This window comes from Sphingobacterium sp. MAE (assembly GCF_056711605.1).
Map to the genome: position 1 here is coordinate 1,737,168 of NZ_CM160044.1, position 14,338 is coordinate 1,751,505.

At 35.6% G+C, this 14,338-nt stretch carries 11 protein-coding genes and 2 tRNA genes; 7 read left to right on the forward strand and 6 right to left on the reverse strand.

The window, feature by feature from the left end; translation table 11 throughout:
• Positions 1–90: 90 nt before the first annotated feature.
• The 4 genes from smc to AC06G9_RS07310 form a co-directional block, all read right to left on the reverse strand.
• A complete protein-coding gene (gene smc, locus AC06G9_RS07295) occupies positions 91–3,633 on the reverse strand; it encodes a chromosome segregation protein SMC (RefSeq protein ID WP_480957798.1) in 3,543 nt (1,180 codons plus the stop codon).
• Positions 3,634–3,776: 143 nt separating this feature from the next.
• Complete coding sequence (locus tag AC06G9_RS07300; protein WP_045755954.1) at positions 3,777–4,478, reverse strand: DsbA family oxidoreductase; 702 nt, start codon at positions 4,476–4,478, stop codon at positions 3,777–3,779.
• Between the two features lie 54 nt (positions 4,479–4,532).
• Entirely contained in the window at positions 4,533–5,165 is a 633-nt protein-coding gene (locus AC06G9_RS07305; protein WP_480957799.1) for a nitroreductase family protein, read from the reverse strand.
• A gap of 1 nt (position 5,166) precedes the next feature.
• Positions 5,167–5,778, reverse strand: a complete 612-nt coding sequence (locus AC06G9_RS07310; protein WP_480957800.1) for a TetR/AcrR family transcriptional regulator — start codon at positions 5,776–5,778, stop codon at positions 5,167–5,169.
• 580 nt (positions 5,779–6,358) lie between these two features.
• Between AC06G9_RS07310 and AC06G9_RS07315 the strand changes: the two genes are divergently transcribed.
• Positions 6,359–6,592: a hypothetical protein gene (locus AC06G9_RS07315; RefSeq protein ID WP_045752665.1), complete on the forward strand. Its 234-nt coding sequence runs from the start codon at positions 6,359–6,361 to the stop codon at positions 6,590–6,592.
• A gap of 75 nt (positions 6,593–6,667) precedes the next feature.
• Here AC06G9_RS07315 and AC06G9_RS07320 read toward each other — a convergent pair whose 3' ends face one another.
• Positions 6,668–7,495: an alpha/beta fold hydrolase gene (locus AC06G9_RS07320; protein WP_480957801.1), complete on the reverse strand. Its 828-nt coding sequence runs from the start codon at positions 7,493–7,495 to the stop codon at positions 6,668–6,670.
• 188 nt (positions 7,496–7,683) lie between these two features.
• On the opposite strand from AC06G9_RS07320, the gene AC06G9_RS07325 reads away from it, so the two are divergent.
• From AC06G9_RS07325 to eno, 6 genes are all read left to right on the forward strand, one after another.
• Positions 7,684–7,757 (forward strand) — tRNA-Arg (locus AC06G9_RS07325).
• A gap of 496 nt (positions 7,758–8,253) precedes the next feature.
• A tRNA-Arg gene (locus AC06G9_RS07330) sits at positions 8,254–8,327 on the forward strand.
• A 70-nt stretch (positions 8,328–8,397) separates the two neighbouring features.
• Positions 8,398–8,967: an adenylate kinase gene (locus AC06G9_RS07335; RefSeq protein ID WP_045752667.1), complete on the forward strand. Its 570-nt coding sequence runs from the start codon at positions 8,398–8,400 to the stop codon at positions 8,965–8,967.
• A 44-nt stretch (positions 8,968–9,011) separates the two neighbouring features.
• On the forward strand, positions 9,012–10,010 hold the full coding sequence (gene obgE / locus AC06G9_RS07340; RefSeq protein WP_045752668.1) for a GTPase ObgE: 999 nt from the start codon (positions 9,012–9,014) through the stop codon (positions 10,008–10,010).
• A 691-nt stretch (positions 10,011–10,701) separates the two neighbouring features.
• Positions 10,702–11,802, forward strand: a complete 1,101-nt coding sequence (gene carA, locus AC06G9_RS07345) for a glutamine-hydrolyzing carbamoyl-phosphate synthase small subunit (protein WP_045752669.1) — start codon at positions 10,702–10,704, stop codon at positions 11,800–11,802.
• Positions 11,803–12,012: 210 nt separating this feature from the next.
• Positions 12,013–13,308 carry a phosphopyruvate hydratase gene (gene eno / locus AC06G9_RS07350; RefSeq protein ID WP_293927878.1) on the forward strand — a complete coding sequence of 432 codons (1,296 nt, stop codon included), beginning with the start codon at positions 12,013–12,015 and terminating at the stop codon, positions 13,306–13,308.
• Between the two features lie 67 nt (positions 13,309–13,375).
• On the opposite strand, the gene AC06G9_RS07355 is transcribed toward eno, so the two are convergent.
• Positions 13,376–14,251, reverse strand: a complete 876-nt coding sequence (locus AC06G9_RS07355; protein ID WP_045752671.1) for a DUF72 domain-containing protein — start codon at positions 14,249–14,251, stop codon at positions 13,376–13,378.
• Between the last annotated feature and the right edge of the window lie 87 nt (positions 14,252–14,338).

Consider the following 14,338-nt stretch of genomic DNA (forward strand, 5'->3'; position numbering starts at 1 on the left):
CTGCTTAGAAGCAGTATAAAAAAAGGAGCGATAAAATTTTATCGCTCCTTTTTTTATACAATAGGCCGCCTTAGCAATTGTTATGAAACCTTAAGCAACATCTCTCAAATCTACAGCAACTACGCGTGATACACCTTGCTCGACCATGGTTACACCATAGATGATATCGGTGCTTGCTATCGTTTTCTTATTGTGAGAAACCACTATAAATTGTGAGTTCTTCGAAAAGTCGCGAATAATGTTGTTAAATTTATCAATATTAGTATCATCCAATGGTGCATCTACCTCATCAAAGATACAGAAGGGAGCAGGCTTAGATAGATACAGCGAGAACAAAAGCGCCGTAGAGGTCAATGTTTTCTCGCCCCCAGATAACTGATTGATCGAAAGTGGTCTTTTTCCTTTTGGACGCGCGATGATATCAATATCCGAATCTAAAGGTTTGGAAGGATCTGTTAGGATTAAATCACAGCTATCTTCTTCATTAAATAAGGAACGGAAAACTTTGATAAAGTTATCACGGACACTATTGAATGTAAACATAAATTGTACTTCTGCGGTATCATCAATTTCTTTAATTGTTGCCATTAAAGATCCTTTTGCTTCTAATAAATCAGCTTTTTCTTTATTGATAAAGTTGTAACGTTCATTCATCTCATCAAAAGCTTCTTTGGCCATTAAATTGATAGAACCATACTCATTCAACTGTTTTTTCAGCTTAGTACATTTGGCTACAAGTGCATCCTGATCTTCGGTAATTGTGGGCGCTTCTTCCTGTTCCAATAAGTCTTTCAATTCAATATTAAACTCCGCTGAGAGGCGCTCTTTTAACGTGTTGAGATCAATTTGAAGTGCTGTTTTCTTATCTTTTATTTCAGAAATTAGAAGATCGTCCTGTTCCTTTGAACGACGATACTGGATGATCTGTTCCTCAAGCTCATTGATTTGTTTCCGTACGCCATAGTAATTCTTTTCTAAGTCCTCTAAACCCTTTTCTAACGCATCTTTCTGCGTGTACATATCCACGAGATCTTCATCTTCTTCATCGACGAATTGGGCAGTATTTTTTAAAGAAAGTTGCACTTCTTCGAGATCTTTACTGTTACGTTCGATACGGTTTTGAAAATCATCTTGTTGAGTTTCTCTGAATTCAAGATCTTTATTGATATTTGAAACCTTGTTTTGCTGTTGGTGGTAAGCAATATTCCCTTGATTATAGCTGGCAGATTTCTCGGTTAAGATTTCAGAAATTTCATTGAAACGATCCTGATAGTCTTGTAAATCACCAACCTGTTGTTCACGTTCGTTTTTGAAATCTTGTATTTTGGGTTCCAAAATCAACAAATCATTTTCGATGGCGACAATTTTATCTTGTATATCCTTCTTGCGATTGAGCGCATTGGTAATAAAGGTTTGATACTGTTCTTGTTTTGTTTTAACAGATATCAGTTCATTATTTAACCGGTTTAATTGAAAACGAAGTTCATCAATTGTTTCCTTTTGCGAATTCGATTGTAAAGCTGTTAAGCGTCCAGTCTCATCTGCTATTTTATCTTGTAAAATATGGATACTTTCATTAAGCGTTTTGATTTCTTTCGCTAAGATTTCAATATTTTTAGCACGTCCAATTCTTTTTCCTTCAAATAATCCAACAGAACCTCCTGATAGCCCTAATTTGCTTTTAGAAAATTTGCCATTTTTTTGTAAAATAATGGTATCTCCTTGAGGTAGTGCTAGTTCGAGTTCATGATCACGTTCACGTTGTAAAATAAAAACATGTTGCAGCAGTACTTGACACAGGGGTTTGAATCTGTCATCAACAGTAATCACATCCAATGCCGGTGTTAGGAGGTCATGATCAATTGATGGAGCAGTGGGTACTGACTCAATAGCATCCAGAATAAAGAAATTTGCACGTCCACGGGCCGCGTCACTCAAAAGGTTGATCGCCTGAACAGCATCCTGTTGTGTTTCCACGACATAATGGTTCATGATCGGTTCCAAATAATTTTCGATAGCTACACGATAATCTTCTTCACAGAATAGGATATCCGAAAATAAAGGTGGCTGCTTTTTCCAACCTGCATTTTTCTTTAAAAATCGAATGGAGTCCGGAAATCCTTCTAAGTTATCTATTAATGATTTTGTTAAGTTATATTCGTTTTGCTTGGCATCTGCCAATCTAGATTCTTTACTTAGATCTTCTTTGAGGGTATTGATGTTTGTAGTATGATGCTGCAGTTGAGTTTGCAACTCTTCTTCCATTTGGATAGCAGTCTCATACTGTTGTTGTTGTGTTTCAACACGTCCTTCCAACTCGGCAACAGCGATGTTGAATTGATTTAATTCTGCTTCTTTTGATTCGGTATCCGCCAGTGTGCGGACAGACTCTTGTAAAAGAGCTTCTTTTTGTATATTTAATACTGCAATATCTTTTTCAAGCCTATAAATATTGTCCTGCAATGATGTACTTGCTTTATTGAAAGCATCGAGTTTTCCTTTGGCAGCTTGCTGTTGACCTCTCAGTTCTTCGACTTCAAATTTATCTTTTTCAAGATTTGCTTGAAAATTATCCAATTGCTGTTGCTCATGAAATAATTCTTCATGGAGACGTTTAATGGTATAGAGCACATGATTGAGCTGCTGATTGTCATTGTTGATCTCCAGATTCAGCCGATTTTCTTTATCTTGAAGATTTTTAAGCTGCTCGTTTTTAACTTTTTTTTCCGACTCATAATTTCGGATTTTATTGATAAACTCTTGCGTTGCTTTTTGTTGCAGGGAAACGTTTTTTTCTTGCTCTAAATTATCTTCACGGATTTGCTTCAATTCATTTTCAGCTTTACTGATATGTTCTTGAGCATCTGTGCTTTGCTTGTTCAATTTAGATTCCTGCTGCTGTAAACGTTCCAATTCACTGCTGAAATCTCCGATGCGATAGTAGGCTAGATTGATGCTACTGTGACGGTATTCATCTTTTAACAGCGTATATTTTTCTGCTTTTTTAGCTTGACCTTCCAAAGACCTTAAGTTTTTAGTGATCTCAAAAAGCAGATCATCTACGCGACTTAAATCGACTTCGGTGTCTCTAAGCTTATTTAAGGTTTGTTTTTTGCGAACTTTGTATTTGGAAATTCCTGAAGCCTCTTCAAATAGATTACGACGTGAGTTCTCTTTATTATTGATGATTTCGTCGATCATTCTCAGTTCAATGATCGAATACGAATCAGCACCAACCCCTGTGTCTAGAAAGAGGTCAGTAATATCTTTTAAACGACATTTTACATCGTTCAATCGATACTCACTATCCCCGTTTCTAAACAATTTACGCGTCACGGTGACTGTCGTAAATGCGGTAGGAAGCACATTTTTATTATTATCAAACGTGAGCGATACTTCAGCCAAGTTTGCGGCTTTACGATTTTTCGTTCCATTAAAAATGATATTTTCCATTTTTTCTGAACGGAGCATCCGTGTACTTTGCTCTCCCAAAACCCAACGTATTGCATCTACAACATTTGATTTTCCACAACCATTAGGACCCACGATAGCCGTGACGCCTTCATTAAAGTTGATGGTGATCTTGTCGCCGAAGCTTTTGAATCCTTTTATTTCTAGTTTGGTTAACTGCATTTATACTACAATTTTTCTGCATTAAATAGGAAACGAAATTAAGAAATAAGTTCAACTTATTCGCACGATTTTGCGATTCAAAAGCATAAGTTTTGGTAACCTGATGGTTATGTCTGATTATGAAAATTGTTCATCGAATACCATTAACAACATCCTGCTTCACTGTCGCAGCTAGGACCTTCATTATCATTCATAATGATTGCCGGTTTGGCATCATCATAGGCTTGACGAAGTGTTTTCTCAAACATTTCTAAAGGTTGTGCTCCTGCGATTCCAAATTTTTGGTTGAAAACAAAAAACGGAACACCACGTAAACCTAAGTTGATGCCTTCTTGAATATCTTGTGTCACTTCGTAGGCAAAGCGGTCACTGTGTAGCAGCTCTTCAACAGCTATTTGATCTAGACCTATTTCTACAGCGAGTGCAGTTAAACTGTCGATATGATTGATATCTTTACCTTCACTAAAATGAGCTTTAAATAAGCGCTCTTTTAATACATTGCCCTGACCGATTTCTTGAGCGAAATGAATGAGGCGATGTGCATTTAAGGTGTTAACGATCAATGATTTTTCAAAATTAAAGTCAATATTCAGAGACTTGCCGATGGACTGGACTTGATGCATCATGCCCAAAGTCTCTTCTTCACTCAATCCTTTAGCATCTTTGATGTACTTAACTGCGGGTATGCCTGCTGCATCTTGTGGAAATTGAGGATGCAATTGGTAGGATTTCCATACAATTTCTACTTCATCACGATGTGGAAAGGATGCTAAAGCTTGTTCTAATCTTTTTTTGCCGATATAACAAAATGGACAAACGATATCAGACCAAATTTCTATTTTCATAATATGTGCTTAATAATGGGAACACTCTTCATTAGAGGGTTCCCAGAAATATATCTAGTTAAATTTAATAATAAAATCTTCTTGGAGCGGTCTCACTTTTTTCATGTTCACTAACCAGTCATGAGTTTCATCACGATAGCCGATTGCTATGATGGACACTGATTTAAGACCTAATTTATTCAGTTCAAGTAAGGCATCTAATTGTTCATTGTTGAAACCTTCCATAGGAGTGGCATCAATCTTTTGCTCTGCTGCAGCTGCTAATGCCAATCCAAAACCAATATAAGCTTGACGCGCAGCATGACTAAATTGCTGTTCTTGAGACAGTGCTGATAATTGTGCGAATAAGTTATTTTTGTAATCATCTGCAAAGTTTAATGGTAATCCTCTTTCTTCTGCTTGTTGTGTAAAAGTTGCTTCGACACGTTCTTTTGTATAGGCATCGTACGCTGCAAATACCAAGATATGTGAACTATCGACGATTTGTGATTGTCCATATGCGATGGGCTGGATTTTAGCTTTCAATTCTGGATCAGAAATTTCAATGACGCGAAAAGGATGTAATCCAGAGGAAGTAGGAGCTAGGCGAGCAGCTTCTAAAATGTAGTCAATTTTTTCTTGTGCTACAGGAGTGCCATTCATTTTCTTGGTGGCATATCTCCATTTTAAATCTTCTAATAAACTCATGTTAGTTATTATGATGTTTTAATGATATAATAAATCCTTGAATCGCATCTGTTAAAATTGGAGACACTTCTTCTGGATTGGTTTCTTTGTTTGATAGAAATTCAATAGTAATAATGCCATGTAAAATCGACCAAAAGGTTTTGAACTTTAAATACAGATCGATCTGATCGACATTATTTTCTGTTATACATTTAGAAATGCAAGTTAACATGACAGTAGATGTTGCTTTCATTTCTTTAATACTGTTAACGACCTCGCATTGTGGAATGCCTAATCCAAACATAATTTCATAACATTTTTTATGTTCAAGGGCAAATTTCCAGTATGATGTGGCGATGTTGTATAAATTGTCGTCAGCATTTTTATTGAGGTCCACGGCAGAAGCGAGTTGCTCTGCCATCATCGCAAAACTTTGTCTAGTAAAATAAGCAATAATGGCATCTTTGTTTTCAAAGTGCTTATAGATCACGGGTACACTGTACTCGATAGCATCGGCAATTTTACGAATCGAAAGTGCCTGCCAGCCCTCTTCCTCTACAATAAGCCATGACTGTTCAATTATTTGTAATTTAATTTTTTCTAAATCTCTTAATTTGCGCTCTACAACCCCCATCTAAACTTCATTAGTTAACAGTGTTAGCAAAATTAACAATGATTTTTAAAACCTGAATATCATGCCAAATTTACTACACTCATATGACAGATGCTCCTACCATGACAAGCGATATTTTGATCATTCTATCAGATGCTCTCCATATTTTCAACTATCGGATAATATCATCTGGCTATGAGTCCTATACTTTTTATTTACTTAAATTTTAGTTATTTATAAAATAAAATATAATACATGTTAACTAATATTTTGCGCATAACATTTTGTTATATCTAAAAAAATTAGTACATTTGTGGTTGGTGCAAAATTAAATGCTCTATGATGGCTTTAATTTTGGTCAGTTCTTGAATAGCACTCATGAAAAAAAATAAATTTTTTTTCTCTTCCATACGTTTCTTGCTATTTTAAAAATTGACTTCATAGTTTTGATTCATCCATATATTGGTTCTTCTCCACCAATTTAGGTTGCTGGTCATATTTTATGCTAGTGAACTAAGACTTCAAAACTGAGCATCATCGTTTATTCACACGTGGGGCAAGAATTGCCAGCGTCTTATTCAATTCACTTTAATTTATTATTATGTTAGGATTTATTATTAAATTTTTATTGACGGTAGTTATTTCAACTTGGTTAATCATGCAAAATGCAACTGGAAACTTACTAAGCTTACCTGTACTTTTTGCAGCATTGGCGTTTGGTTTGTTTATCTGGGATGCCATTATTTCTTATCGTAAATCGGAGGAAAGAAAGGAAAATATACAGCATTTGAATGATTTTTTTAAATATAAACAAAGTAAATACCGTGGTTTATAAAACTTGGTTTCTATTGGAACATCCAATTTAATGCAGTGTCGATTTTTATCCACTGCATTTTTTTACGCTCTTTAATTAAAAAGAACGTAAAAAAGAGTTGATTTCCTGGTTGAATTTTTTGGGTTCTTCTAAATTAGGCAAATGACCAGATGCTGCAAATTCAACGTATTTAACATCTGCTATCCCCTCCAGTAAGCTATTAATTTGCTTTTCATTTACCAATTTATCTTCTTTTCCCTTAATCACGAGAGTGGGAACAGTAATAGACGATAGCATTTCCGTGGTATCTGTTCGAGCTGCCAAAGCTAATTGCGTAGCACAGATGCTCGCCAAATCGTTTCTTCTGATCGAACTTTTAATCACTTCAATCGCTTGAGGATTGTCGGATAATGTTTTCTTGGAAAAAATAGTTTCAATAAATCCTAAAGAAAAGGGACGCTTACCATATTTCAGTAATGCTTGGATCGAGTCAAAACGTTTTTGTTTGCCTTGATTATCATCGGCAAATGCGTGCGTGTCGCTTAAAATAAGTCCTTTTATTTTATCACTCTTTAATTCATAGGTCCGAAGTGCAATATAACCTCCCATGGATACGCCACAAAGCACAACATTATTTAAATTTAAATGAGTGATCAATTTGATTAAATCCTTTGCGAATACATCGATACTAAAAAATCCATGCCCTCGAGTGCTATGTCCATGTCCCCTAATATCAATTGCAATACCAGTCATTGTTTCATCCAGATCCAATAGTTGTTCACGCCACATGTTTTTGTTAAATGGAAATCCATGTAAAAATATAATCGTCTTTTGCGGCATATGCAGCTTGCTTGGTCTTATCATGTAAGAAATGCTGATATCATCGATGCGTATTTTGCTTAGTTTCGTTTCCTTTTGGAACATAGGATCGTCTTTATGAAAAAAAATATTAAAAAAATAACTCCTGTAAATGTAATACTATCAATAAGATAAAAAAAATATTAGTTTTTTTGATCAAAAAAGTTGGAAAATAGTTTGCAGAATTGAAAAAAGTCCCGATATTTGTATCACCAAACAAAAGGGTATGACTTTTAAACAAGTCAAATTAAAATGCACTCATGGCTCAATTGGATAGAGCACCTGACTACGGATCAGGAGGTTAGGGGTTCGACTCCCTTTGAGTGCACAACTACAAAAGCTTAGTCTGATAAAGATTAAGCTTTTTCTTTTTTCTATATCTTTCCTATCATCTGTCATCTATTTTCTCGGAGCCCACTAATAGTGTAAGGGATATCAATTATGTTATATAATATGATGTTTGATTTTTTATGACGATCATAAGCCAAGACCAAATTGAGATACTGCTGCTATACATAAAAGAGAGAAAATAATTTTTACGCTATTATTGTAGTTGATCATCAGGTATGATATTAATATTCCAGTTTTAACTTCTGATTGTTGATAGCTGAGACGTTTTGTACATGATCTATAATGTGGTATCAGGAAGCTTCTGAGATCGATTATAAGTAATCATTAAAGTATTCGATAAGCGATTATTTATTTTGTTTCATTATCAGACTATTAGATAAAATTTGAAAAAAAAATTTGGAGGCAGTGCTATTTTGCCTATATTTGCATCACCAAAACGGAAGAACAGCAATGAAGATGACGTAATGGTTGACGCGCTCATGGCTCAATTGGATAGAGCACCTGACTACGGATCAGGAGGTTAGGGGTTCGACTCCCTTTGAGCGCACTATTTGAAAAGCCTAATCAATATAGCGATTAGGCTTTTATTTTTTTACTCTATTACTCTAAATACTACTATGCTAAACCTTGTAATATTTGGCCCTCCGGGGGCAGGGAAGGGAACACAATCGCAGAAACTTATCGATAAATATCAGTTAGTTCATGTTTCAACGGGTGATATCTTTAGAGCTCATATTCAAAACCAGACAGCTCTAGGTAAACAAGTAAGTCAGATTATTGCTGACGGAAATTTGGTACCTGATTCGATTACGATTGCGATGTTGGAAGAGGAAGTGAAGAAAAATCCGGAAGCGAAAGGATTTATTTTTGATGGTTTTCCACGTACAGTGGCACAAGCCGAAGCGTTGGATGAATTTCTAACCGGTATTAACTCTTCTATTTCTGTAGTTATTGCTTTAGATGTGAATGAAGAAGAATTAAAAACACGCATTGCCAAGCGTCAGGAGATTTCTGGACGTGCAGATGATGCAGCAGATAAATTGGTAAAACGTATTGATGAATATTTCACCAAGACAATTCATGTTTTACCCTATTATGAAGCACAGGGTAAATTGTCCAAAGTAAACGGTATCGGTGATATTGATTTTATTTTCGGAGAGTTAACTGCTATTATTGACAATTATTAAATAAGGAAACGGAAACGTTTTACTAACAAACATATTTTATTTCTATGGCGCAGGGTTCGAATTTTGTTGATTATGTGAAGGTGTGTTGTCGATCGGGACACGGAGGATCTGGCTCAGCGCACTTGCATCGAGATAAAACAACCATGAAAGGTGGACCTGATGGTGGTGATGGAGGCCGTGGAGGTCACATTATTCTAAAAGGGAATACACAATTATGGACGTTATTACACCTTAAATATAGAAAGCATATCATTGCTTCTAGTGGTGAATCTGGTAGCTCAGCTACAAGTACAGGTGCTTCGGGTAAGGATGAAATTCTAGAAGTTCCTGCTGGTACAGTTGCTAAAGATGCTGAAACCGGAGAAGTTTTATTTGAAATTACCGAAGATGGTGAAACGCAGATTTTAACTCCTGGTGGTAAAGGTGGATTAGGAAACTGGCACTTTAAATCTTCTACACAGCAAACTCCTCGTTTTGCACAACCAGGTATGCCTGGTCAGGAACGCTGGATTATCTTGGAATTGAAAGTATTAGCTGATGTGGGATTAGTAGGGTTTCCAAATGCCGGAAAATCAACGCTTTTATCTGTTGTTTCTGCTGCTAAACCAGAAATTGCCAATTATCCTTTTACAACTCTGGTTCCCAATTTAGGTATTGTGAGCTACCGTGATGGCAAATCTTTTGTCATGGCAGATATTCCCGGTATTATTGAAGGTGCTTCAGAAGGAAAGGGCTTGGGATATCGATTTTTAAGACATATCGAACGAAATTCTGTTTTATTATTTATGGTACCTGCTGATACAGAACGTACCATAAAACAGGAGTATGATATTTTATTGAACGAGTTATCTGTTTATAATCCTGAACTTCGTGATAAACCAAAATTATTGGCGATTACGAAGTCGGATATGCTGGATGAAGAATTGGAACGTGAGATGGAAAAAGAAGTTCCGGAAGGATTGCCACATATTTTCATATCATCGGTTGCAGGTAAAAATATTTTGCAATTGAAGGACATGATCTGGAAAGCTATTAATTCATAATCATTCGTATATGGATAAGAAAGGCGATTGCAAAACAGCAATCGCCTTTCTTATTTTAAATTCATACAACATTGTATCATTATGATCAATTTAATGCTTTTAAGCGCAGATATCGTGGCAAATAGGAGTACTGTTGCGCAAAGCAACTTCGATTTGAATTACTTCTGCTATATGGTTAGCAAAAATAACGAACACTGACCATGTCATCCTATGCGAAAGGTTAAAGAGGGGTGTTTGTTCGTGATATGGTATCTTTTTAAAGTAGCGGGATTCATCATCGTGGCCGATACAAATAGGTGCAGCTGGTTGGTTCTCTTTTTTGTGAATGTAGCATCTGGATATTCATCAATATACTCTGCTTATATGGGCATAGGATAGGATTATCGCATAAATAGCATTGAAAATGGATAACAAATACATGGTTTTCGTGCTGAAATTTAATTTATTACGTCAATAAATTTGGAATATCACAATTAAATAAAAAAAGTCTTTTTACTTTGATGATTTTGTTATACCTTTGTCTCCTGTGAAAATTGAAGTAAATGCTTTCGCAAATGTTATAAAGAACGATAAATTCGTTATCGTTAAATCAATTTTTTAGTTGATAATTTAGCCCATTTAGGGCTTTTTTTATACACCAAACTTCGATCAAGCAAGGAATTATTAAAAACAATTTTATATTTAATAAATAATGACCAACTACAGCAAATTGCCTGCAATTTTAGTTTTAGAAGACGGAACAGTTTATCACGGAAAGGCAGCGGGTAAAATTGGAACGACTACTGGCGAGATTTGTTTCAATACCGGAACTACAGGTTATCAAGAGATTTTTACCGACCCTTCATACTTCGGACAAATCATGGTAACAACCAATGCCCATATTGGTAACTATGGAATTGATGAAGATGACACAGAATCAGGTAAGATTCAAATAGCAGGACTAGTTTGTAAGAATTATAATATTAACTATAGTCGTAAAATGGCTGATGAATCTATTCAAAGCTATTTTGAAGAAGGAAATCTAGTTGGTATTTCTGATATTGATACGCGATCTTTAGTACGTCATATCCGCAACAAAGGGGCTATGAATGCGATTATTTCATCTGAGAATTTAGATGTTGAATCTTTAAAAGCAACATTAGCTACTGTTCCATCTATGGATGGACTTGAATTATCATCTCAGGTATCGACTACCGAACCTTATTTCTACGGTAATGAAGATGCTCCGGTTCGTGTTGCAGTACTAGATCTAGGTATTAAGAAAAATATTCTTCGCAATTTCGATCAAAGAGAAGTTTATGCCAAGGTATTTCCTGCTAAAACAACTTTTGCTGAAATGCAAGAATGGAATCCTGCTGGATATTTTATCTCTAATGGTCCTGGTGATCCATCTGCGATGAGTTACGCAATACAAACCGTAAAAGACATTTTAGCAGCAGATCAGCCTATGTTTGGAATTTGTCTAGGGCATCAGATATTGGCCTTAGCAAATGATATTCGTACTCAAAAAATGCACAATGGACATCGTGGTATCAATCATCCTGTGAAAAACATCATTGCCAATCGTTGTGAAATTACATCGCAGAATCACGGTTTTGGTGTAGTTGCAGAAGATATTGAACAGTCTGATAAAGTTGAAGTAACCCATATCAACTTAAATGATCAATCGATTGAAGGTATCCGTGTGATCGGTAAAAATGCATTCTCGGTACAATATCACCCAGAGTCATCACCTGGTCCACATGATTCACGTTATTTATTTGATGATTTCATTGAATTGATAAAAAAATAATGAATACGTATAAGAGAGGGGTTAGCGATTTGCTAACCTCTTTTTTTGTTCTTTAGCTATTCATTCTTGCCATAAAATTGTGTTTTACGTTTTTTAATCAGCCCAATTTTATTTATATTTGATTATTAAATCAGAATATAATTTTTTAGTGTAAAAATTACACTAAGTATTGTATAAAATACTATATAAAAAGTTTAAACCAATATTACAATGAGTTTAATTATTGATGTACATGCGCGTCAGATTTTGGATTCGCGCGGAAATCCTACTATCGAAGTAGATGTAACGACACAGAATGGTTTCGTTGGACGTGCTGCAGTACCTTCTGGTGCTTCTACAGGTGTTCACGAAGCAGTAGAGTTGCGTGATGGTGATAAATCAAAATACTTAGGTAAAGGTGTTTTGAAAGCAGTAGAAAATGTAAATACTAAAATTGCTGAAGCTTTGGCAGGTGTTGACGTTTTTGAACAAAATGCAATTGACAAAATCATGATTGATTTGGACGGCACTGAAAATAAAGGAAATTTAGGCGCTAATGCTATTTTGGGTGTTTCTTTAGCTGTTGCAAAAGCTGCTGCGCAAGAGTCTCGTCAACCTCTATACCGTTATATTGGTGGTGTTAATGCCAATACATTACCTATTCCGATGATGAACATCATTAATGGTGGTTCTCACTCTGATGCTCCTATTGCTTTCCAAGAGTTTATGATTATGCCAGTAGGTGCACCTTCATTCTCAGAAGCTTTGCGCTGGGGAACAGAAGTATTCCATAACTTGAAAAAGATTTTACATGACCGTGGTTTATCTACAGCAGTAGGTGATGAGGGTGGTTTTGCTCCAACTTTTGATGGTACTGAAGATGCTATTGAAACTGTTTTAAAAGCTATCGAAGCAGCAGGTTACAAACCAGGTTCTGATATCTGTTTGGCTTTAGATTGTGCTGCATCTGAATTTTATGTAAACGGAAAATACGATTATACTAAATTTGAAGGTGATAAAGGTGCTATCCGTACTTCTGAAGAGCAAGTTGCTTATTTAGCAGAATTGACTGAGAAATATCCGATTATTTCTATTGAAGATGGTATGCAGGAAGATGACTGGTCTGGATGGAAATTGTTAACTGAAAAAGTCGGTGCAACGATCCAGTTAGTTGGTGATGATTTATTTGTTACGAATACAAAACGTTTGCAACAAGGTGTTGATACCGATACTGCAAACTCAATCTTGGTAAAAGTTAATCAAATTGGATCTTTGACGGAAACAATCAATGCGGTTACTTTGGCACAGCATTCAAATTATACGTCAGTAATGTCGCACCGTTCTGGAGAGACTGAAGATTCGACAATTGCTGATTTAGCTGTTGCATTGAACTGTGGTCAGATTAAAACAGGTTCTGCTTCACGTTCGGATCGTATGGCTAAATACAATCAATTATTACGTATTGAAGAAGAATTAGGTGCAAATGCACGTTTTATTGGTAAAAACTTCCGTTTTGCTAAAAAATAATCTTTTTAATAAAGCATAAAAGTAAAAAGCCTAGTCATTTGATTAGGCTTTTTGATTTTTTCCAGTTCTAGGCGTTACCTTTATTTGGACAAACGATACTTAGACCAAACTCTGCATTTAATTGTTGAATAAAATAAGTTGCCAATAGAGGAGACTCCACTTCTATATTTTGGTGGATAAAGAAATATAACTTTTGCAGTCCTGCTTTTCTCCATTGTTTAATAACCGCAATCCATTCATCCAATCGAGAGTAATCCGAAGCATGATTGGCACCAACATACCGTATAAAGGCGATAGGTGTAGTCAAGCGCATGTGCAATAGGTCACGCCGCCCTGCTGTATCAACCAAGACATTTGTAATACTAAACTCTTCAAGTAGTTGAAAGTAAGCCTCAGCTATTTTGGGATCTGAAAACCATTCCTGATTTCGTACTTCTACTGCTAGTGGAAGACCTTTTGGAAATTTTGACAGAAACTCACGCAAGCGTTCCATGTCTTTTGGTTTATAGTTATCGTGCATCTGCAAAAAAATCATCCCTAACTTCTCTTCGAAAAAAACGATATTGTCAGTAAATTCTTTTACTTTTTCTTCGGTATTCAATAGACGACTATAATGACTGATAGACTGCGGTATTTTAGGAAAAAACTTAAAATCTGCAGGTGTCTTATTCTTCCAAGTTTCTACTTGCTCCTTGGATGGTGCATGGTAGAAAGTTGCATTTAATTCAATACTATTAAATTGATTGCTGTAATAAGTGAGTTCATCTTTAGTTCCTCTTGGATAGAAGCCTTTCAATTCTGTCTTATTCCACTTGGCACAGCCCACATAAACTTCAAAGGATGCTTTATTCTTATGCTGCTTGAGTAATTTCAATGTTTCAGGGGAGATCGCTGGTAAGGTAAAATCAATATCCTGGGGGTTCGTGACTTGTCCAAATTTCATATTTTATGTTTTTATACTTTATAACAAATTAAGCGTCATGAAGTTTAATTATACTATACAACTTTTCATTTCCAATTTGCCATGGGA